Origin of the sequence: Microbacterium sp. AK031 (assembly GCF_024807145.1) — a bacterium.
Classification (GTDB): Bacteria; Actinomycetota; Actinomycetes; order Actinomycetales; family Microbacteriaceae; genus Microbacterium.
This window is the reverse complement of record NZ_JANUCA010000004.1, coordinates 142,362-162,608: the sequence shown is the minus strand read 5'-3', so window position 1 is coordinate 162,608 and position 20,247 is coordinate 142,362. Positions and strand designations below refer to the sequence as shown.

Sequence of the window (20,247 nt, the reverse complement as noted above, 5' to 3'; positions counted from 1 at the left end):
CTTGCGACCGGGCGGCATATGGTCACCGTACTGCGCAACCGCCCCAATCAGATCGACGCTGCAGCGTGGCGAGTCCTAGGGCGTGTCTGACAAAGGTTGAGCGGTTGGGCTGGGAGTCTGGATCCATATCGCGGTTTCAGATGCCTTCGGATGCGCAGTGGTCGTTGATCGAGGAGATGTTGCCGCGCCCGACCGGTCGGCCGGGGCGAAATTTCTCCGATGCCAGCACGATGGTCGAGGCGATCATCTTCCGGTATCGGACCGGGATCGCGTGGCGGGATCTGCCCGAGGTGTTCGGCCCCTGGCAGACGGTGTGGACCTGGCATCACCGGATGGCCACGGAGGGCACGTGGGATCGCGTGTTGGCGAAGATCACGGCCGCAGCGGACGCGGCCGGGCTGGTCGACTCGTCACTGTCGGCGGACTCGACGATCGCCCGTGCGCATCAGCACGCGACGAACACCACCCGCCTCACAGGGGGCTGGATCGAGTTACAAGAATCTGCAGGAAGAGCCCCCTGATCACGGTATCGGCCGTTCCCGGGGCGGACTCTCCACGAAGATTCATCAGCTCGTCGATGGCAACGGGCTGCCGCTGGTCACACTGATCACTCCGGGGCAGGCCGGGGACTCACCGATGTTCCTGCCACTCATGCAGCAGTGGCGGGCCGGACGAGATCATGGGCGGCCGCGCACCCGACCGGACGCGGTCCGCGCCGACAAGGCGTACTCCTCTCGCGCAATCCGCGGGCACCTCCGCTCCCGCGGAATCAAGACCGTCATCCCGGAGCCCGACGACCAGAAGGGACACCGGAAGCGACGCGGCGCGCGGGGCGGCAGGCCAGTCGGGCTCGACGCCCTCGACGACAAGAACCGGAACGTGATCGAACGCCAGTACTGCCACCTCAAGCAATGGAGAAGCATCGCTACCCGCTACGACAAGCCCGCCACTGTCTACCGCGCTGCCGTGCTCCTCAACGCCGTCCTCGCCTGGACAAAGACATTGTCAGACACACCTAGTCGTTGCCGCACAACGGCGGGCCGCCACGCGTCCCCGGCAATCAGGCCGGCGTCAGTAGCGCGAGCAGGGCAGGTGAGGCCGCGTGCGATTGCAACGCCGGGTTCGCGAGCCGTCCGCACCCGTCGAGTTCAACGGTGAAGCTGACCGCGTCCTACTCACCGAGATCCAGATGCACGACGACGAATCGTGTCGCGATATCGGCGTAAGGGACGAGGTATTCCTCGCCGAAGGCGTGATCACCGTCCGGGACGGTAGATTCAGCATTCAGCCCATTGGCCTCGTCCAGCCCGGCGAGCACGAGCATTCCCGCCTGTGTCGCGCAGCGAGCACGGGTTCCAGCTCGCCTTCCAAGCGTTCCAGGAGCACGCCGGACCAGAGCTCGGGGCACGTCGCCCTCGACACGGGCACCGCATCGACGCGTGGATCGGGACCCGAACCCGGCGAGGATCGCGCATCCGGCGAGCTCGATGACAAGGCCGAGCAATACGATCGCCCCAATTGCCATCAGAGCACGGTCATCGATCTCAGCGCAGCTTCTGCGCGAGCCCGATGAGAATTCCCTCGACACCGCGGATATAACAGAGCCGATATGCGTCCTGATACTGAACGACTTCGTCGCCGACCAACTCCGCACCTCGTTGATAGACGCGCTGGAGAGTGTCGTCGAGGTCCTCCACCTCGAACATCACCCGGAGGTAGCCCAGTGCGTTCACCGGTGCCCTGCGGTTGTCGGCGATGACGTCCGGCTTCAGGAAGCGCGAGAGCTCGAGACGGCCGTGGCCATCCGGCGTGCGCATCATCGCCACCTCGACGCTCTGATCACCGAGGCCGGTGACGCGTCCCGCCCATTCGCCGTCGGCCATGGCCCGACCCTCGAGTTCGAGACCGAGCTCGGTGAAGAACTCGATCGCGGAGGTGAGATTTTCGACGATGACGCCGATGTTGTCCATCTTGATCGTCATGAGCTCAACCCTTCAGCTCACCGGCGAGATGCCGTCCGAAGTTAGTGAGCGCCTCGTCCCAGCCGTCGTAGATGAAGCCGTCTCCTGGCTTCCCCTCGTGTCCGCGCATGTGGAAGACCAGTTCGGTCTGATCGCCTCGTTCGACGAAGGTCAACGTGATGACCGGTGCCACGTCGACGGGTGCATCGGGTTCACCCCAGGTGAAGACGAGCCGGTCGACCGGCGCTACCTCGATGTACTCGCCGCCGGTCGGGAACTCCTCGCCCGTCTCGTCGTTCGTCATCGTGTATCGGTACCGTCCGCCCACACGGACATCGAACGACACGCTGTCGGTCGTGACCCCGAACGGGTGCAGCCATTGCGCCAGTTCGGCTTCGTCGGTCCACGCCTTCCAGACGAGTTCACGAGGAGCGTCGAAGGTGCGGGTGATCGAGAACTGCGGTGTTGCGTCGGTCGTGCTCATGATTCTTCCTCCTGGCTTTTCGATGTGGTCTTCATGGTTCTGAGGTGGGCGTCGAGAACGTCCAGTCGCGCGTTCCATTCGCGGCGATGCTTCTCGACCCAGGCCGACGCCTGGTCCAGCGGCTCCGTCTGCATCGAGAGCGTGCGCCATTGCGCGTGCGCCGTCCGCGTCACGAGGCCCGCCCGCTCGAGCACCTTCAGATGCTGCGAGATCGCAGGGGCGCTCATCGCGAACGGTGCGGCGACCTCGCCGACCGTCGCCGACCCCCGGGATAGGCGGGACAGGATTTCGCGCCGGGTCGGATCCGCGAGCGCGGCGAACACGAGGCTCAGCGGGTCGGCAACGGTCATTAGGTGTTTCCTTAATTAAGAGATGCCTTATTTATACGCCGCGATTGCCGCAGAGTCAAGGACCACGCCTACTGCGAGGTGAGTCCGAAGAAGCTCTCGATCTCCTCGCCCAGGTCGACGTCGTGGTGTGAGGGGCCGACGACGGCCAGCGGGCCGGGCGAGGTCAGGCGGTTCGGGATCACATGGCCCGTGCCGAACTGAGTGATGAATCGCACGCCGTCCCAGTCGGCACGCTCCACGTCCCCGTCACGCGCAGTCGCGGGTTCGCCGGTCGGTGCGTAGCCGCGGGCGGTCTCGCGGGCAGATTGCATCATCCCGCGGGTGGGGCGGCCGAGCATCCTGGGCCTGCCTCCGCCGTATGGCACGATCGGGTCGGCCGTGCCGTGCAGAAGCAGGATCGGGATCGCGCCCGGTCGGACACCGACGAGCATGAAATCGTCATCCACGGGCAGCCCCGCTGCGATGATCGCTGCCCCGGCGAGCAATGCGGGCCTCTCCCTCAGGATGCGGTGCACGAGTTGCCCACCATTCGAGAATCCGACGGCGATCGCAGGCCGACCGAAGCGATCGATGACAGCGCTCACGAACGAGACGTCGTCGATGCCGGCCTTCTGCGCACGTGACGTCTTCTGCTTACGGGCATCGTTCCAGGCCCTCCCGTACCCGTTCAGATAGACGAGATCGGCGCCGATGCGCTCTGCCAGAGAGTCGAGAGTGCGGCCACTGAAGCGTTGCATCGTCCTGCCCCGTTGCGAAGTCCCGTGCAGGGCGATCAGCAGGGGAGCGTCGGGTTGGGGTGAAGCGGGGGCGACGTGGATATAACTGCGTCGTCGCCCGCCTGCATCGATGAACTCTTTGCTCTGGTGGCTCATGCAGGCCAGGTTACTCCTAGAACGGATAGGGTATCCGTTCGTTGTGACGAGTGATCGGACGCGAGATTCAGTGCCGGTTGTAACGCCGTCATCCATGGACACTCCGAACACAACTCGCCCTGGGGAATCGCAGACTTACGCGGCGACAGCGATTCAGAAGGTTGCGCTCGTCGTCGGGATCGTGTTCCTGCTGGTGGGCATCGCCGGGTTCATCCCCGGTCTCACCCACTCGACCGAGCATCTGGCGGGCGCGGGGGCCCACTCGGAGGCGCAGCTCCTCGGCGTGTTCCAGGTCTCCGTGCTGCACAATCTGGTGCACCTCGCATTCGGTGTCGCCGGCGTCATCGTCGCCGCCCGTGCCACAGCATCCCGCATGTATCTGATCTGGGGTGGCGCGATCTACTTCGTCGTGTGGCTGTACGGTCTTTTCGCGGTGGGCAACGATCAGATCAACATCCTTCCGGTGAACGACGCGGACAACTGGCTGCATCTCGGGCTGGCGCTCGGCATGGTCCTTCTCGGGATCTTCGTCAACCGTGCACCGCGGCTGCCGAGAACCGCTGACGGCCGCCGCTGAACCTCGGGAGAGGATCCGGGCGAAGCCCTTTGATCCCGCCAGCGAGATCGATACCGTGCGTCTTAGCTGAGATCAGACAGGTGCGTCCAGTCCGGCTGCCCGTGCGTGCAGGGCCTTCCGGTCGATCTTGCCTACGTCGTTGCGGGGAAGGTCTGTGACCAAGGTCCATCGATCAGGAACCGTGTAGGCGGCGAGGCGATCCGACGCGTAGGTGACGAGTTCGTGCTCCGACGGGAGAGACGCCGACCCCGGCGTCGGCTGGACGAACGCGTGCACGATTGCGCCGAGACGCGGATCGGACGCTTCGACCACGCCGCTCAGATCGACGGGGGGATGCGAGTTCAGCACGTCCTCGACCTCACCGTGCGAGATGTTCGAGCCGCCCTTGATGATGACTTCCTTGATACTGCCCTCGAAGAAGTAATAGCCATCGTGATCGCGACGTCCGAGGTCGCCGGTCCTGAGCCAGTCGTCGACGAACACCGCCTCGGTGTTCTCCGGATCATCCCAGTAGCCGGCCATCACGGATGCGCTCCTGATGAGGATCTCGCCGATCTCGCCGTCCGCGACATCCTGACCATCACGAACCAGGCGGATCTCCACACCCTCCCGAGGCTGCCCGATCGATCCTCGTTCGATGATCCCGAACGGCGGGCTCATGCTGCATCCTTCGCACTCCGTCATGCCGTACGCCTGATTGAGCTCGAGATCTGTGACCTTGGCGAACTGCGCGTAGAGGTCGGGTGAGATCTGATCCCCGCCGCACTGCACTTCCCGAAGGCATCCGAAATCCGCGCCCTCGGCGTGCGGTGATTCGACCGCGTCGAGAGGCTGCGCGGGAAGGAGCAGCGTGCGGGTCGGGCGATGCCGAGCGAGGGCATCGAGGAACAGCACAGGGTCGCTCTCCTCCAGGATGACCACACTGCCGCCGGCGTACAGAGTCGGGAAGGTCACGCCGATCGACCCGCCGCCATGGCAGATCGCGGTCGCTGCGAGCGATACATCGTCGGGGGTGAGCTGCTGCGTCGCGGCGCGGCCCATGGCCGTATCGAGGATCGCCGGCACGTCGCCGTAGACGTAGATCGCCTCGAGCGTGGGTATGTCCGCCTTCACGTCCTGGATGCGCGGGTACAGCCGCCCATCCGTGATCAGCAGCTTCGCTCCGCAGTGGTTGCACGCGAACGTGACCTCGTCGGTCTGAAAGCGATGGTTGAGCGGAACGGCGACCGCGCCGATGCGGAAGCATGCGAGATACAGCTCGATGAACTCTGTACGGCTGCGCATGAAGACCGCGACGCGATCGCCGGAAGTGACACCGGCCGCAAGAAGCCGGCGTGCTGACAGATCGACATCGGCGGCGAGCGTGCGATATGACGTCACCGTGTCCTTGAAGATGATCGCGGCCTTGTCGGGCGTGTCGTTGAGTGCTTTCGCGTACAGCGCGCTGAGCGACATGGTCCAGGTATATACCACTGGACGGTGTCGCGACAGAGGAACGTTCGATGAGACGGATGACATCCTGATCCCTGCGCGCCAGACTCGTGTCATGGCTGCATGGGTGCTGCACGTCGACATGGATCAGTTCATCGCCGCGGTGGAGGTGCTGCGCCGTCCCGAGCTCGCCGGCCTCCCGGTGATCGTCGGCGGACGGGGCGACCCGACCGAGCGGGCGGTGGTGTCCACGGCATCCTATGAGGCGCGCGCGTTCGGCATCGGATCGGGGATGCCGCTGAAGATCGCCGCGCGGAAAGCCCCACCGCATGCCGTGTTCCTGCCGGTTGACCACGCCGCGTATGAGCAGGCATCGGACGAGGTCATGACGGCACTGCGTGCGCTGCCGGGCGTCGTACTCGAGATCATCGGCTGGGACGAGTGCTTCCTCGGTGTGGACACCGAGGATCCGGAGGCCGTCGCGCGCGCTGCTCAGGCGGCTGTCCTGGCGGCTACCGGCCTGCACTGTTCTGTCGGCGTCGGCGACAATAAGATCCGTGCCAAGATCGCGACAGAGTTCGGCAAGCCCCGGGGAGTCTTCCGGCTCACCGAGGCGGACTGGTTCGACGTGATGGGCGAGAAATCGACGCGCGATCTGTGGGGCGTCGGGCCGAAGGTGCATAAGCGCCTCGCTGCGCACGGGATCACGACAGTGCGTGAGCTGGCGGATGCCGACGCCGAGGAGCTGATCCGCGAGTTCGGCCCGAAGATGGGCGTCTGGTATCACGGACTCGGCTCCGGGATCGGGCCGAGCGTCGTCGATGACACGCCCTGGGCGGCCCGCAGCCACAGCCGAGAGACGACGTACCAGCAGAACCTCACGACTTCGGCCGAGGTGGAAGCGGCAGTGCGGGAACTCGCCGCCCATGCGTTCGACGACTGCGCGGCCGAGGGGCGGCCGGTCATCCGCGTGCACCTCAAGGTGCGATACGCCCCGTTCGAGACGAAGACGTTCGGACGCAAGCTGCCGGAAGCGACGACGGATCGGGAGACCGTGGTCTCAGCCGCCGCAGCGCTGGCAACCACGCTGGATGCCGATCGCGAAGTGCGCCTGCTGGGTGTCAGAGCCGAGATGCCGATGTCCGAGTCAGGTGATGCGGTCGAACGGACGCCGGTCCGCGGGAGGATCTGAGGAGCTGCGACTCAGTACCAGTTCACCGACTGCGAGTGGCCCCAGGCCGCGCAAGGGCTCCCGTATGCACGCTGGATGTAGTCCAGGCCCCAGCGGATCTGCGTGGTCGCATTGGTCGCCCAGTCCGCGCCGAAACTGGCCATCTTGTCGCCGGGCAGCGACTGCGGGATGCCGGTGGCACCGCCGTCTTCGTTGTAGGCCTCGTAGTTCCAGCCCGATTCCTTCTCCCACAGGGAGTTCAGGCACTCGAACTCGCCGCTGCCCCAGCCGTACTGGTCCGCGGCGATGGCGGCGGCGGTCGCCTTCGCGCCATCAGGGGTGTTCGCATTCGCGAGGGCCGCGGCAGCAGCCTCCACAGCGGCCGCCTCAGCCTCGGCCGCCTGCTTCGCCGCAGCTGCAGCATCTTGACGCTCGCGCAGGGCTGCGGTCTGCGTGGTCACCGAGGCGATCTCGGCGGACGCCTCAACGCGCACGATGGGCAGCTCCAGTGCGGTGAGGGAATCGACATCGCTGAGTTCTTCCATCGCGTCGAGCAGTCCCGACGTGTCGACTGCGGTGCTCGCGTCGCCGAGGTCGAGTCCGCTGCTCTGAGCCGCCACGACAGCCGATGCGGCGTCCGTCAACGCAGCACGGCCGGCGGTGACCGCCTCGGCTGCCGCTGCGCTCTCGATCTTCGAGGGTGGTGCGTCGAGCCTGGACTGCTCGGCAGCCATAGCCGCGGCGGTCGGTACAGTGACGGCGATTCCCGTGGCGACGAGAACGCCGATGGCGAGCGTGATGCCGAATCTGCGCCGGCGAGCAGGGGAGTGCAACTGGTTCTTGAGCATGACGAACGTAACGATCCTTAGGGTATCTGCGCCGCTTCGGGGCGGCGCGCGCACCTCGGGTCCGGCGCGCAAAGTAACGATTCTGCATCACTCGTTCTGTGCAGAACCTTCGCGTCCCCTGGATGCGAGGTGTGAGCCCGGCCGTCGTCAGTCGGTCGAGCGACCTGCGGTTCGGCGTTGCCTGGTCGCCTCATAGAGGATCGCCGCGGTCGCGTTCGCGGCGTTCAGCGAGGACGCGTGACCGGTCATCGGGATTCGCGTCAGCACATCGCACGCGTCCTTCCACGCTGCCGACATCCCGGAGTGCTCGTTGCCAGTCACCAGCACGGTCGGCTTGGTGAGATCGACATCCCACACGTCGAGCGCGGCGTCCTCATCCGTTCCCACGATCTGGATGTCGACGCCATCGGCGCGCAGCTGCTCGATCCAGTCCAGGGCAGGACGAATGCTGGGAAGTCGAACCGTCGGCGTCATGATCGCCGATCCGGTCGATGCACGAAGAGCCCTCGGGTCATAAGGATCAGCGGCGTGCCCGGTCACGATCACGCCGTGGCCGCCGAGCGCGTCGACCGACCGCACGATCGACCCGATGTTGCCGGGCGAGGCCGGGCGATCGAGGGCGACGAAGAGCGCGTCTGCGCGAACCGGCAGGCGATCCAGATCGTCAGCGGGGATGGCGACGATGAGCAGGAGCTCTGGCGGCTCCTCCTCCTTCTCGCCGAGTTCGGCCATCAACTCGGGCGCGACCAGCCATGATGCGGCGCCTGTCGCCTGGGCGGCAGCGATCGACTCGGAAGCCCAACGCGAGCGCCCGTTCACGTGCGTGATCAGCACTGCCCGCACCTCGAGGTCGGACTCGAGCACGAGGTTGATGGGACGAACCCCCTGCACGATCATCTCGCCCGCGCGATTGCGCTTCGTACGGTTGCCGAGAAGCGTCTCCCAGTACTGGAATGTCGCGTTGCGGGTGGAGACCGCCTTGGTGTTCGAGGCCGGCCTGGGGTTCGAGACCGGCTTCGTGCGCTGCTGGCGGCGTTCGTGTGGCATGGATTCGAGCGTACCCGGCACGGGCCCGAACAATCGGTGGGATCTGTTCAGTACTCACTGTTGCTAACTACCAGTACTTAGTGTTACCGTCTACTGGTAGTCAACATCACTGAGTAGAGGAAGGAAGTGATCCGATGGGCAACCAGATGACCGAGATGCTCAAGGGCACACTCGAGGGCATCGTGCTCGCGATCCTGTCCGTCCAGCCGGCGTACGGGTACGAGATCACCGCGCGGCTGCGCGACGAGGGCTTCGCCGAGATCGCCGAGGGCACCGTGTACGCGCTGCTCGTCAGGATCGAGCAGAGAGGCCTCGTCGACGTGGAGAAGGTCCCGTCCGAGAAGGGTCCGCCCCGCAAGGTCTACTCCATCAACCCGCAGGGACGAGAACAGCTCGTCGAGTTCTGGGGGACATGGAGCTTCCTCGCAGAACGCATCGAACACCTCCGTCACACCGACGACATCACCGACAGCACGACCATCGAAGGGAACTGATCATGGCAGCCAAGTGGATCGAAGTGGTCACCGGATCGCTCGAGCAGAAGAAGCAGTACAAACAGGACAAGGCACGCATGGAGGCGCTCTCCGAGCCCTATCGCACCGTCTGCGCCGCGATGCACCGGTACTTCATGTACTACGGCGGCATCACCAATGGCGACACCATCACCCAGATGTTCACGGACCTCGTGGACCTCTGGGAGCGGGCAGCAGTCGACGGCACCCCGGTGCGGGACATCGTCGGCGATGACCCTGTGGACTTCACCGAGACGTTCGCCAAGTCCTACCAGGGCAAGGAATGGATCGACAAGGAACGCGCCCGCCTCACCAAGACGATCGACGGCGCCATCGGAAAGGAGTCCCGCTGATGAGCACCTCAGCCATCCAGGTACGCGGCATCCGCAAGTCCTTCAAAGACCTCGACGTGCTGCCGGGCGTCGACTTCGACGTCCGGGCGGGGAGCATCTTCGCGCTCCTCGGCTCCAACGGCGCAGGCAAGACCACGCTCGTGCGGATCCTGTCGACGTTGCTGAAAGCAGACGCCGGCACTGCATCCGTCCATGGGTTCGATGTTGCCGCGGCGCCGAACGACGTCCGTCAGTCGATCAGCCTCACCGGCCAGTTCGCCGCCGTGGACGAGGTGCTCACCGGGCGTGAGAACCTCATTCTGGTCGCGAAACTGCGTCACCTGAAGAACCCGGGTGCGATCGCCGACGACATGCTCGCTCGGTTCTCGCTCACGGATGCCGGTGGCCGAAGGGCCGCCACGTATTCCGGCGGCATGCGACGCCGGCTCGACATCGGGATGAGCCTGATCGGCAATCCGCCGATCATCTTCCTCGACGAGCCGACCACAGGTCTTGACCCGCAGGCACGGCTCGAGGTCTGGCAGACCGTGAAGGACCTCGCCAAGTCCGGCACAACTGTGCTCCTCACCACCCAGTACCTCGATGAGGCGGAGCAACTGGCCGACCGGATCGCGATCCTGCACAAGGGCACCATCATCCAGAACGGCACACTCGCCGAACTCAAGCAGCTCCTCCCCTCGGCGAAGGTCGAGTACATCGAGAAGCAGCCGTCCCTCGAGGACGTGTTCCTCGCGCTCGTCGGCCCGGGAAATGAGACGCCGTCGGTCGAGACCGAAACCGCAACCACAGGAAAGGATCTCTGATGACCTCCCATGTTCTCAGCGACATGCGTGTCCTCACGGGCCGGTCGTTGACCCACATCCTCCGCAGCCCAGACACGATCATCACCACCGCGATCACCCCGATCGCGCTGATGCTGCTGTTCGTGTACGTGCTCGGCGGAGCCATCAACACCGGCTCCGATGAGTCGTACATCAACTACATGCTCCCCGGCATCCTGCTGATCACCATCGCATCCGGTATCGCGTACACGGCGTACCGGCTGTTCCTCGACATGCAGGGCGGCATCTTCGAACGGTTCCAGTCGATGCCCATCGCTCGGTCGAGCGTGCTGTGGGGGCATGTGCTCACGTCGCTGGTGTCGAACCTGATCTCGGTCGCGATCGTGGTCGGCGTCGCGGCGATCATGGGATTCCGCACCGGAGCCTCCTTCGGCGCGTGGCTGGCGGTAGCCGGCATCCTGATCCTGTTCATCCTCGCCCTCACCTGGCTGGCCGTGATCGCGGGATTGTCGGCGAAGACGGTCGACGGGGCGAGTGCGTTCAGCTACCCGCTGATCTTCCTCCCGTTCATCAGCTCCGCCTTCGTGCCGACCGACTCCATGCCGGGGCCCGTCGCGTGGTTCGCAGAGCACCAGCCGGTGACGTCGATCGTGAACAGCATCCGCTCGCTGTTCGCCGAGCAACCGGTGGGTGCGGAGATCTGGATCGCTCTCGCGTGGCTCGTCGGCATCCTCGCGGTCGCCTACGGCTTCGCGGTCGGGATCTATCGCAAGAAGATCAGTTGATCGTGGACACGCGCCATCGGAGGGTCGCGTCCGTCTGGATGCGGCCCTCCGATTCTGTGTACCCGTGGACAGGTCGGGTCTGTGGTGGAAGTGTTGGCCACACGGACAGCGGCGATGACTCGCAGAGGGAGCAGAGATGTTCGAGAATTCCGATGCATTCAGTGGCATGTCGTCCGACGACATCGAGGCCTCGCGCAGCTTCTACGAGGGCGTGCTCGGCCTCGTCGTCAAGGACGAAGGCATGGGTGGTCTGATCTCCGTTCGACTGCCGAAGGGCGGCGCCGTGCTGATCTATCCGAAGGAGGATCATCAGCCCGCGACGTTCACGATTCTCAACTTCCCCGTCGACGACATCGACGCGGTCGTGGATGAGCTCGCTGCCAAGGGCGTGACGATGGATCGATATGAGGGCATGGACCAGGACGAGAAGGGGATACTGCGTGGCAAGGCCGCCGGGGAGGGCCCTGACATCGCGTGGTTCAAGGACCCTGCCGGCAACATCCTCTCCGTCCTGTCGAGCTGACGCGGCGGGCAGCTGCTCGGTCTCAATCGGACAGTGACGAGAACGAGTCCTCGATCGCGACCATCCATGTGATGCCGAAACGATCGACGAGCATGCCGAACTCGCCGCCCCAGGGAGCTTCGCCCAGCGGCATGACGGCGGTTCCGCCATCGACGAGGCCGTCCCATGCGCGGTGCAGGTAGTCGGTGTCCACTGAGCCGCCGCTCAGTGACACCGAGATCCCCTGAGGCTTCTCGTAGTTCATGCCGGTGGGCGTGTCGGATGCCATCAGCACGAGTCCGCCGGGAGCGTTCAGCTGCGCGTGCATCACGAGGGTCTCCTCGCCCTCGGAGGCCCCGCTGTCGGGCATGTCGCCGAAGGTGCTGATGGTGAGGTCTCCACCGAGGACGCCTTGGTAGAACTCCATCGCCTCACGGGCCGCGTCACGGAAGGACAGATAGGGGTTGAGGTTCGGCATGATCGCTCCTTCGTCTGGCTGCACGGATGCAACCAGTGTGCGCCGCGCGCCGGCGATCCTCAATGGTGTTCAGCGACTCGTCACTCCACGAGTTTGCCCTCGGACGACACCTCGCGCATGAGCGCCTGGATCTCGTCGGACACTGCGGGGATCTCCTCGCGCGTCACGCCCGTTACCGGCGACCAGACGAGGTTCACCCGCAGTGTCGGATCCTCATCGGGGAAGTCGCTGCGGTTGTGGCATCCGCGGGTCTCGCGGCGTTCCAGCGCGGCCTCGAGGGTCGCACGTGCGGCCAGCGCCGATGCCTTCAGATCGAAGGCGTGCGCAAGATCCTGGAAGCCGGCGATGTCGGGGTGGATGCCGATGTCCTCCATCCGACCCTCGATCAGATCGATGTCCGCGAGGCCGGCGCGCAGCCCTTCTGCCGAACGGACGACACCCGCATGCTCGGTCATGGTGTTGCGGATCGCGCGCTGCAGCGCGCGCACGTTCTCGCGGCCATCGGATGCCAGCAGGTCGTCGATCTCGGAACGGGCCTGTGAGACGGCCTCCGCCGAGCGGTGCTGCGCCTCAAGCGACGCCGCATGGGCGATCGCCGCCTGGCCGACGATCCGGCCGTAGACGAGAAGCTCGATCAGCGAGTTGCCTCCGAGGCGGTTCGCGCCGTGCAGACCGCTGGATGCCTCGCCGATCGCGTAGAGCCCGTCGACGTCGGTGCCGTGATCTTCGGGGCGCACCCACACGCCGCCCATCGAGTAGTGCGCGGTCGGCGCGATCTCGATCGGCTCGGCGGTGATGTCGAGCATCTGGAGCTCGAGCATGGTCTGGTAGACGCGGGGGAGACGCGTCATGATCGTCTCGCGCGGCAGGTGCGAGACATCGAGCCATACGCCGCCGTTCTCGGTTCCTCGCCCCTGTTTGATCTCGGTGTAGGCGGCCAGTGCGACGCGGTCACGGGTGGACAGCTCCATCCGCTCTGCGTCGTACTTCGCCATGAAGCGCTCGCCGAGGGCGTTGCGCAGGATGCCGCCCTCACCGCGCGCCGCCTCGGAGATCAGGGTGCCCGCTGCGTTCTCGGGCTCGATGATCCCTGAGGGGTGGAACTGCACGAGCTCGGGATCGCGCAGGCGTGCACCGGCGTCGACGGCCAGACGGAACGCGTCGCCGGTGTTCTCGTCGCGACGCGACGACGTGCGGCGCCAGATGCGGGTGTGTCCGCCCGCTGCAAGGATCACCGCATCCGCATGGATCAGGTACCTTGTGCCATCGTTCTGATCGAAGCCGTATGCACCGAACACGACGTTGTCCTTGACGAGGATGCGGGTGATGTAGATGCCGTCGAGGATGGGCACGTCGAGCTGCTCAGCCCGACGAACGAGCGTGCGCTGGATCTCGAGTCCGGTGTAGTCGCCGGCGAACGCTGTGCGCCGGAACGTGTGCGCTCCGAAGAAGCGCTGCGAGATGCGTCCGTCGTCCTCGCGCGCGAAGTCCATGCCCCAACGCTCGAGATCGCGGATGCCGCGCTCCGCACCTTGCGTCACCACCTCGACCGTGTGCGGGTTGGCGAGCTGGTAGCTCTCCTTGATCGTGTCGGCGGCATGCTGCTGCCAGGTGTCGTCGGCATCCATCGTGCCGAGCGCGGCATTGATGCCGCCGGCCGCGAGGGAGGTGTGCGCGTCGTTCCGCGGTCGTTTGCCGACAGCGAGCACGTCGACGCCGCGCTCTGCCACCTCGATGGCGGCGCGCAGACCGGACCCGCCGGTGCCGATGACGAGGACGGTGGTCGAGATCTGTCGTTCGCGAGTGCTCATCCTTCAACGTTAAGAAGATCGTGCCGATAACTCCAATGCATAGTTTCACTTGTCCTGATAGCGTGAAGACATGAACCTGGAGCAGTTGCGCGGCTTCGTGGAGGTCGCGGATCTCGGACATTTCACGCAGGCCGCGGCGAAGCTGCATCTCGCGCAGCCTTCGCTGAGCCGCCAGATCTCGTCACTTGAGATCGAATTGGGCGCTGAGCTGTTCCATCGTGCCCGCGGCAACATCTCGCTCACCGATGCCGGTGAGACCTTGCTGCCTCGAGCGCGGCGGATGCTGGCGGATGCTGACACCATTCGCGTCGAGATGGGCGAACTCGCCGGGCTTCAGCGCGGACGCGTGCGCCTCGGTGCCACCCCCACGCTCTGCATCAGTCTCGTCGCCGAGGCGATGGCGGCCTTTCACTCCGCGCATCCGGGTGTCGAACTGCAGCTCACGGAGGCGGGGTCGAACGTCTTGATCGAGCAGCTCGCCGCCGGCACCGTCGACATGGCGCTCATCACGCTGTCGGATGCGTTGCCCGTCGCGACATCGTCACTCGTGCGCACCCCATTGTTGACGGAGGAGCTGGTGGTGGTGTCCTCTGCCGAGCACGCACCGGTCGCGGACGACGGCATCGATCTCGAGGCGCTCGCGCGCCTCCCGCTCGTGTACTTCGCGGAGAGTTACGACCTGCGCGCGACGACGGATGCCGCGTTCCGCGCGGCCGGTCTCGCACCCACGCCCGTCGTCGAGGGCGCCGAGATGGATGCCGTGCTGCGATTCGTGGAACGAGGGCTCGGCGTCGCCGTCGTTCCCGCGATGGTGCTGCTCGACCGGCCGACGTTGCGATCGGTGAGGCTGATCGACCCGCGCCTTGTCCGCACCATCGGTCTCGCGCACCGCTCGGACGTCAATCCGACCAGAGCCGCCGAAGCGATGCGGCGCGTGATCATGCGCACGGCCCGCGAGCTCGTAGACCGTGATCCGGAGACGATGGCGCTGGCTCGATAGCTTCGGTGCGGACGCGCCGCGTTTCGGTTCCAGATCGACGGGTGTTCACCAGCGCGATGCTGCCGAGTACGAGCCCGACGCCCAGCAGCTGCAGTGCGCTGAGTGTCTCGCCGCTGATCATGACGCCGAGTGCGACACCGGTCACCGGATTGAGCAGTCCGATCACGCCGACGACGCCGGCGGGCAGGTGTCGGAAGCCGCTGAACCAGCAGAAGAAGCCGAGTGCGGTGGCGATCAGGCTCACGTAGGCGAACGCGATGAGCTCCGTCGACGAGACCGCGGGCGGTGCGCCCTCGAACATCGCGGCGACGATGGTCAGCTCGATGCCGCCGACGAGCAGCTGCCATGCCGTGACGGTGAGTACGGGGGTGCCGTCGTTCCATCGCTTCATGAGAATCGCGCCGAGGGCCGACATCGCCATCGACGCGAACGACGCCGCGACACCCCAGATGTCCAGTCTTCCCGTCGCGGTTCCGACGATGAGCAGCACGCCTGCGGCGCCGACGCCGGATCCGATCAGGACGCGCGGGGTCGGCTTCTCGTGCAGGATCAGCCACGCGAAAGCTGCGATCATCAGCGGCGCGACGGATGTGATGGATGCGGCGACGCTGGACGGCAGCAGTTGGGCGGCCACGTAGACGAGGCAGAAGAACAGCCCCATGTTCAGGGTGCCGAGAACGATGGAACGCCACCACCACGCACCGCGGGGGAGTCGCCTCACGCCAAGCAGAAGGACGATTCCTGCCGGCAACGCCCGCATGGCGGATCCCCAGAGCGGCGAGTCGGAGGGCAGGAACTCTCGTGTGACCCAATAGGTGGAGCCGAAGGCGATAGGGCCGATCGCGGCGACGAGCGGCCAGCGCGCCATGCTCCACAGTCGCAGGACGCGTGACGAACTATTTTCCATGGAAACAAGTATATGTTCCGTGGAAAGTAGAATAGATCGCATGTCTGAGATCGATCGAGTCGCAACTTTCGTGAAGCAGTGGCGCGAGCAACGACCTGATCTCGACCCGAGTCCGATGGCGATCATCGGACGGATGCGACGTGTCTCGGATGATTTCACCTCTGCGCTCATCGAGAACTATCGCCGCTTCGGGATCGGCGAGGGGGAGTTCGATGTGCTGTGTGCTCTTCGTCGCGCGGGAGACCCGTTCGCGCTGCCACAGGGGGAGATCGCCGAGCACACGATGGTGACCGCCGGAGCGACATCCAAGCGAGTGGACCGTCTGATGTCCGGCGGCCTGGTCTCCCGGCATCCGGTCGCCGACGACGGGCGCGGTCGGATCGTGAATCTGACCCCGCGCGGGCGAGCACTGATCGACGAGATGTATCCCGTGCACCTGACGACCGAAGAGGCATTGCTCGCGCCGCTCGACGCGGCCGAGCGGGCACAGCTCGAGGCGCTCCTGATCAAACTCGCCGTCGGCTGACGCGGGCTCGCTGACGATCAGCCCGGCACCGACGAACGGCAGCACCTTCGCACGTTCGACTACGGGAGAGAATCCCGCGAACAGCACGGTGAAGGGACCCGAGGCGGCGATGAAACCGAGGACGGGCGCTCCGAGCAGCGTCATGACGGCGATCGGCACGGCGAGCCCGGTGACGTCGGTCTGACGCCCGAGATCGAACGGCACGTCGAAACGGGACAGACGGCCGTCGAAGTAGGCGCGCAATTGTCGCAGTGCCTCTACGAGCACCGGGTCCTGGGTCGAATCGTTCTTCGACTGCGGCGCAGAGCGCCAGGCCACGCGCGTGATCGATGCGCCGTCACTGACGACGGTGAGGTGTCCTACGGGCGTCGAGATCGTGTCGGACGACGTCATGTCGATGACGCCAGCTGCTGCTGCAGACATCAACGTCGCCCTGAGCCGTGACGCGTCAGAGCTCGATGCCGTTGGTCTCGTCGTTGACTCCGGCGTTGTCGCCCTTACGTGATTCGACGGCGATCAGCCAGACCAGCGAGACGATCGCGGCGAGCAGCAGCCCGAGCCACACGTTCTGCAGGATGAGGCCGATCACCACGCCCAGCACGATCAAGAGGACCGTGCCGCCGAGCCAACTCCAGCGCTGCTTCTTCGATGCCGCCATGGCCCCAGCTTAGGGGCGCGTCGTTCCCGTCGCAGTTTCTGTCGGTTTCGCGCGTGGGAAGCGACGAAGAATGCGATCTGAGCGCGTCGTCTAGCGCTGGCGATGATCCTCCGGGGCCAGCCGCGGCCCGCGTCGTGCTTCGTGCGGGCCGCCAGCGAGGATGAGCCGGATCACGCGATGGCGGTGGCCCGTCCAAGGGGCGAGAAGCTCCAGCATCCCGTCGTCGTCGACTCGCGACCCGGTCAGCGCGAAGCCGACCTGGTGCGCGAGATGGTAGTCGCCGACGCTCACGGCATCCGGGTCTCCGAGTGCGCGGCTGCGCGTCTCGGACGAGGTCCACGCGCCGATCCCGGGAAGGCTCGTGAGGATGCGGTCACGTTCCGCGCCGGTCTGCGCGTCGCGCACGGCTGCGCTGATGCGGTCACCCCTTTCGGCCGCGCGCACGATCGCCCTGGACTGCGGAGGCTCGACGCCTGCGCGGTGCCAGGCCCAGGACGGGATCAGGCGCCAGCCCTCGATCGTCGGCGGCGCGAACATCGGTCGTGGTGTCGGACCGGGGGCGCGTTCTCCGAAGCGTGTGATGAGCGTGCGCCAGGCGCCGAATGCCTGAAATGAGGTGACCTTCTGCTCGATGACGGCGCTCGCGAGCGCATCGAAGACGAGGTCGGTGCGGGTCAGGCGCGTGCCGATCGTGCGACGAGCGACGTCGGCGAGGAGGGGGTATCCGGCTGCGGCGAGGCTCGACACATCGAACCCGCTCGCGTCGTCGTCAGCACCGCAGAGCGCCGGCAGCTGCACGAGGGCCCAGTCCGCTCCAGGGCCCCACGCCGTTGCCTGAATACCGTCGCTGCTCTGCCGCAGTGCCAGCGTGGCGACGCCCCTCGGCGTGCGGCTCGCCCGCCACAGCGTCATGCCGTCGATGAGCATCGTCGGATCCTTCGGCCCGCGCATGAGGACCCCGACCGTGCGGAACAGGTTCAACGGGTGCACAGGGCGATAAAGGGTGGAGCGCGGCTGATCGATCGCGGGTGCTGCGGCTGCGGCATCCGCTGTCGTGGTCATGCGAACACCCTACGTCGGGTGCCTGACACGCAGCGGAGTTCACAACTCCTCACAGATCGCCGATTCTGCCGTGGAACCGCGTCATTCGCTCCGATCCCGGCTGCTTCTTGAGGAGTTATGAACGAGCGCGAGCTGCGAAGAACTGCCGCCCTCAGAAGCGGTCAGGGGAAGGCGTACCGTGGCCGTAGCGGATCACGACGTCCGCGTGACGGTCGAAGCGGTAGCCGACACCGCGGACGGTGCGGACGATGTCCTCGTAACGCCCGAGCTTGGCGCGCAGGCGGCGAACGTGCACGTCGATCGTGCGCTCGCCGGGAGTCTCGTCATCCTGCGACTGCCACAGTGCGCCGACCAGTTCGGTGCGCTCGATCGTGCGTCCTTCGCGGAGCACGAGGTACTGCAGCAGCTCGAACTCCTTGTATGTGAACGCAGCCGAGGCGCCGTCGATCAGCACGCGCTTGCGGGAGATGTCGACGGCGACGCCGTAGTCCTCGTCCTGCTCGTCTTCCTCGGCGACCTTCGTGCGGGCGATCGCACCGGGCTCCTGCAGGGCGAGGCGGACGACGTCGAGGTCACGGCCGCCGGAGCCGTGCGGGGCGAGTGCCACGGTGGCGTGCGTCTCGGCGCCGGGAGCGAGTTCGGCGAGTGTGCGGCGGAGGGCGTCGACGAGAACCGGAAGGCTCACGCCGGCTTCGGCGGCCTTGATCTCATCGAGACCGACATAGAGAGCGAAGCCGCGCGGCGAGCGGGTCGCCGGAAGGTCGGCGGGAGCAGCGGATGCGACGGCTGATGCACGCTCGACGAGCGGCGGAACAGCACGGAGATGGGGGGCGCGGGGGGCGGGACGCTCAAGGGTGGCGATGTTCGACATGATGATGGGTTCCTTGCGAAGGGTGAGCCGATACGGCTCGGATGTGTTGCGTGAATGACCGAGAGGGCCGGGAGCGAGCACGCGGGGTGGGTGCTCGGGGCTCCGTCTTCGCAGATCGCGAATCAGCAGAGCGTGGCGGGGCGGCTGGGGTCAGCTACACATTCGGCAACACATGCCAACGCAGCCGGGCATCATCATCCCGGCAGTCCTGTTCGCCTCCTGGGCGGACGAAGGGCGTGCGTTGGTGGTCATGGGTGGATTATTACTGAGAAAGTCCGGTCGTGTCAAAACGTGACCGGTGTGCTCGGGTGGGCTTACCGTGGAACGATGACTGCTTCGCACATCGTCGACGGCTTCATCCTCACCGATGAGAAGGATGCTTCGCGCTACACCCTCACCCGCGACGGGATACTCGTGAGCGTGCTCGATTATCGCGACGACGGCAGCACGATCGCCCTCACCCGAGCCTTCACGATCCCGACTTTCCGCGGAAAAGGACATGCGGCTCGGGTCGTGGAGGGTGCCGTGGCCGACATCGAGAGTCGCGGCGATCGCAGGGTCGATCCGGTCTGCTGGTACGTGGCGGAGTGGTTTGAGCAGAACCCTGGGCGTGTGGGGCTGCTGCGCCGCCGGTGACAGTGCAAGTGTGTGACGTTCTGTTACGGCTCGTGCCGCACCTGCGAGGATGAGGGCATGAAACTCGCTGAGGCGTTGACCGCCAGAGCAGACCTGCAGCGCCGCATCGAGCAGCTGCGCGCCCGCATCACCGCGAATGCCCGTTATCAGGAGGGCGAAGAGCCGGCAGAAGACGCCGCGGCGCTGTTGGGCGAAGCCGAAGCCGACCTCGGTCAGCTGCGCGACCTCATCCGGCGGATCAACCGGGCCAACGCCCGCCTCGCGCTCGGCGCCGACGGAACCATGACCGATGCTCTCGCCGCACGAGATGTGCTGCGCCTGCAGCACTCCCTGCTGGCGGATGCCGCGGCCGCAGCGTCCGGAACCAACTCCGTCGGCTTCCGGCAGATGAGATCGGAGCTGCGGCAGATCGCCGCGTTGCCCGTCGCAGAGCTGCGCGCGGCGGCGGACGGTGTCGCGCAGGAGCTGCGCGAGCTGGACAACCGGATCCAGCAGGCCAACTGGACGCATGACATAGAGGAGTAGAGCGGAAGTCGGTAGCCACGACGAAGCGGGCACAAGCCCTGCCGGAGGGTCAAATCCGGCTCCTGCAGGGCGGAGGGCAGCCCAGATCTCGCATCGCG

General features: G+C 65.9%; 25 protein-coding genes and 2 pseudogenes. 12 read left to right on the top strand and 15 right to left on the bottom strand.

Annotated features, from left to right (window positions below; all coding sequences use genetic code 11):
* Positions 1-125: 125 nt before the first annotated feature.
* Positions 126-1,017: pseudogene (locus HDC95_RS10160) on the top strand (IS5 family transposase); the annotation flags it as partial.
* A gap of 154 nt (positions 1,018-1,171) precedes the next feature.
* On the opposite strand, the gene HDC95_RS10155 reads toward HDC95_RS10160, so the two are convergent.
* From HDC95_RS10155 to HDC95_RS10135, 5 genes are all read right to left on the bottom strand, one after another.
* Entirely contained in the window at positions 1,172-1,324 is a 153-nt protein-coding gene (locus tag HDC95_RS10155; RefSeq protein WP_259063338.1) for a hypothetical protein, read from the bottom strand.
* Positions 1,325-1,544: 220 nt separating this feature from the next.
* Positions 1,545-1,982, bottom strand: coding sequence for a VOC family protein (locus HDC95_RS10150; RefSeq protein ID WP_259063336.1), 438 nt, complete (start codon positions 1,980-1,982; stop codon positions 1,545-1,547).
* Positions 1,983-1,986: 4 nt separating this feature from the next.
* Positions 1,987-2,445: an SRPBCC domain-containing protein gene (locus tag HDC95_RS10145; RefSeq protein ID WP_259063335.1), complete on the bottom strand. Its 459-nt coding sequence runs from the start codon at positions 2,443-2,445 to the stop codon at positions 1,987-1,989.
* On the bottom strand, positions 2,442-2,795 hold the full coding sequence (locus tag HDC95_RS10140) for a helix-turn-helix transcriptional regulator (protein ID WP_259063334.1): 354 nt from the start codon (positions 2,793-2,795) through the stop codon (positions 2,442-2,444). The genes HDC95_RS10145 and HDC95_RS10140 overlap by 4 nt, the downstream gene beginning before the upstream one ends.
* Before the next feature lie 68 nt (positions 2,796-2,863).
* Positions 2,864-3,667 (bottom strand): PHB depolymerase family esterase, encoded by an 804-nt coding sequence (locus HDC95_RS10135; RefSeq protein ID WP_259063332.1) that lies wholly within the window; start codon positions 3,665-3,667, stop codon positions 2,864-2,866.
* Between the two features lie 94 nt (positions 3,668-3,761).
* Here HDC95_RS10135 and HDC95_RS10130 point away from each other — a divergent pair, with 94 nt between their 5' ends.
* Positions 3,762-4,244 carry a DUF4383 domain-containing protein gene (locus HDC95_RS10130; RefSeq protein WP_259063331.1) on the top strand — a complete coding sequence of 161 codons (483 nt, stop codon included), beginning with the start codon at positions 3,762-3,764 and terminating at the stop codon, positions 4,242-4,244.
* A gap of 72 nt (positions 4,245-4,316) precedes the next feature.
* Here HDC95_RS10130 and HDC95_RS10125 read toward each other — a convergent pair whose 3' ends face one another.
* Positions 4,317-5,699 (bottom strand): class I adenylate-forming enzyme family protein, encoded by a 1,383-nt coding sequence (locus HDC95_RS10125; RefSeq protein ID WP_259063330.1) that lies wholly within the window; start codon positions 5,697-5,699, stop codon positions 4,317-4,319.
* Between the two features lie 91 nt (positions 5,700-5,790).
* Between HDC95_RS10125 and HDC95_RS10120 the strand changes: the two genes are divergently transcribed.
* Positions 5,791-6,867: a DNA polymerase IV gene (locus HDC95_RS10120; protein WP_259063329.1), complete on the top strand. Its 1,077-nt coding sequence runs from the start codon at positions 5,791-5,793 to the stop codon at positions 6,865-6,867.
* A gap of 11 nt (positions 6,868-6,878) precedes the next feature.
* On the opposite strand, the gene HDC95_RS10115 is transcribed toward HDC95_RS10120, so the two are convergent.
* Together HDC95_RS10115 and HDC95_RS10110 are read right to left on the bottom strand one after the other, a co-directional pair.
* Positions 6,879-7,694 (bottom strand): phospholipase, encoded by an 816-nt coding sequence (locus tag HDC95_RS10115; RefSeq protein ID WP_259063328.1) that lies wholly within the window; start codon positions 7,692-7,694, stop codon positions 6,879-6,881.
* A gap of 147 nt (positions 7,695-7,841) precedes the next feature.
* Positions 7,842-8,741: a TrmH family RNA methyltransferase gene (locus HDC95_RS10110; RefSeq protein WP_259063327.1), complete on the bottom strand. Its 900-nt coding sequence runs from the start codon at positions 8,739-8,741 to the stop codon at positions 7,842-7,844.
* Positions 8,742-8,875: 134 nt separating this feature from the next.
* Here HDC95_RS10110 and HDC95_RS10105 point away from each other — a divergent pair, with 134 nt between their 5' ends.
* The 5 genes from HDC95_RS10105 to HDC95_RS10085 all read left to right on the top strand — a co-directional run bounded on the left by HDC95_RS10105 (position 8,876) and on the right by HDC95_RS10085 (position 11,696).
* Complete coding sequence (locus HDC95_RS10105) at positions 8,876-9,235, top strand: PadR family transcriptional regulator (protein WP_259063326.1); 360 nt, start codon at positions 8,876-8,878, stop codon at positions 9,233-9,235.
* Between the two features lie 2 nt (positions 9,236-9,237).
* The gene (locus HDC95_RS10100; protein ID WP_259063325.1) at positions 9,238-9,606 is read left to right on the top strand and encodes a DUF1048 domain-containing protein; all 369 of its coding nucleotides are present in this window, start codon (positions 9,238-9,240) and stop codon (positions 9,604-9,606) included.
* Positions 9,606-10,409 (top strand): ABC transporter ATP-binding protein, encoded by an 804-nt coding sequence (locus HDC95_RS10095; RefSeq protein ID WP_259063324.1) that lies wholly within the window; start codon positions 9,606-9,608, stop codon positions 10,407-10,409. The genes HDC95_RS10100 and HDC95_RS10095 overlap by 1 nt, the downstream gene beginning before the upstream one ends.
* Complete coding sequence (locus HDC95_RS10090; protein ID WP_259063323.1) at positions 10,409-11,173, top strand: ABC transporter permease; 765 nt, start codon at positions 10,409-10,411, stop codon at positions 11,171-11,173. Before HDC95_RS10095 ends, HDC95_RS10090 begins: the two co-directional genes overlap by 1 nt.
* Before the next feature lie 136 nt (positions 11,174-11,309).
* Complete coding sequence (locus HDC95_RS10085) at positions 11,310-11,696, top strand: VOC family protein (RefSeq protein WP_259063322.1); 387 nt, start codon at positions 11,310-11,312, stop codon at positions 11,694-11,696.
* A 22-nt stretch (positions 11,697-11,718) separates the two neighbouring features.
* Here the strand turns inward: HDC95_RS10085 and HDC95_RS10080 are convergent, their stop codons facing one another.
* Together HDC95_RS10080 and HDC95_RS10075 are read right to left on the bottom strand one after the other, a co-directional pair.
* A complete protein-coding gene (locus tag HDC95_RS10080; RefSeq protein ID WP_259063321.1) occupies positions 11,719-12,153 on the bottom strand; it encodes a VOC family protein in 435 nt (144 codons plus the stop codon).
* Between the two features lie 80 nt (positions 12,154-12,233).
* A complete protein-coding gene (locus HDC95_RS10075) occupies positions 12,234-13,964 on the bottom strand; it encodes an L-aspartate oxidase (RefSeq protein WP_259063320.1) in 1,731 nt (576 codons plus the stop codon).
* Between the two features lie 70 nt (positions 13,965-14,034).
* Here HDC95_RS10075 and HDC95_RS10070 point away from each other — a divergent pair, with 70 nt between their 5' ends.
* A complete protein-coding gene (locus tag HDC95_RS10070) occupies positions 14,035-14,964 on the top strand; it encodes a LysR family transcriptional regulator (RefSeq protein WP_259063319.1) in 930 nt (309 codons plus the stop codon).
* Here the strand turns inward: HDC95_RS10070 and HDC95_RS10065 are convergent.
* Positions 14,903-15,871, bottom strand: a complete 969-nt coding sequence (locus HDC95_RS10065; protein ID WP_259063318.1) for a DMT family transporter — start codon at positions 15,869-15,871, stop codon at positions 14,903-14,905. The genes HDC95_RS10070 and HDC95_RS10065 overlap by 62 nt on opposite strands.
* Before the next feature lie 40 nt (positions 15,872-15,911).
* Here HDC95_RS10065 and HDC95_RS10060 point away from each other — a divergent pair, with 40 nt between their 5' ends.
* Complete coding sequence (locus HDC95_RS10060; RefSeq protein WP_259063317.1) at positions 15,912-16,397, top strand: MarR family winged helix-turn-helix transcriptional regulator; 486 nt, start codon at positions 15,912-15,914, stop codon at positions 16,395-16,397.
* A 201-nt stretch (positions 16,398-16,598) separates the two neighbouring features.
* Here HDC95_RS10060 and HDC95_RS10055 read toward each other — a convergent pair.
* The 4 genes and pseudogenes from HDC95_RS10055 to HDC95_RS10040 all read right to left on the bottom strand — a co-directional run.
* Positions 16,599-16,790: pseudogene (locus HDC95_RS10055) on the bottom strand (methylated-DNA--[protein]-cysteine S-methyltransferase); the annotation flags it as partial.
* Positions 16,791-16,845: 55 nt separating this feature from the next.
* Positions 16,846-17,055 carry a hypothetical protein gene (locus HDC95_RS10050; protein WP_259063316.1) on the bottom strand — a complete coding sequence of 70 codons (210 nt, stop codon included), beginning with the start codon at positions 17,053-17,055 and terminating at the stop codon, positions 16,846-16,848.
* Between the two features lie 90 nt (positions 17,056-17,145).
* Positions 17,146-18,117, bottom strand: a complete 972-nt coding sequence (locus HDC95_RS10045; RefSeq protein WP_259063315.1) for a DNA-3-methyladenine glycosylase — start codon at positions 18,115-18,117, stop codon at positions 17,146-17,148.
* 151 nt (positions 18,118-18,268) lie between these two features.
* On the bottom strand, positions 18,269-18,988 hold the full coding sequence (locus HDC95_RS10040) for a winged helix-turn-helix domain-containing protein (RefSeq protein WP_259063313.1): 720 nt from the start codon (positions 18,986-18,988) through the stop codon (positions 18,269-18,271).
* Positions 18,989-19,315: 327 nt separating this feature from the next.
* Here HDC95_RS10040 and HDC95_RS10035 point away from each other — a divergent pair, with 327 nt between their 5' ends.
* Both HDC95_RS10035 and HDC95_RS10030 read left to right on the top strand, forming a co-directional pair.
* Positions 19,316-19,624, top strand: a complete 309-nt coding sequence (locus tag HDC95_RS10035; RefSeq protein ID WP_259063312.1) for a GNAT family N-acetyltransferase — start codon at positions 19,316-19,318, stop codon at positions 19,622-19,624.
* Positions 19,625-19,681: 57 nt separating this feature from the next.
* On the top strand, positions 19,682-20,149 hold the full coding sequence (locus HDC95_RS10030; protein WP_259063311.1) for a DIP1984 family protein: 468 nt from the start codon (positions 19,682-19,684) through the stop codon (positions 20,147-20,149).
* Positions 20,150-20,247 lie beyond the last annotated feature (98 nt).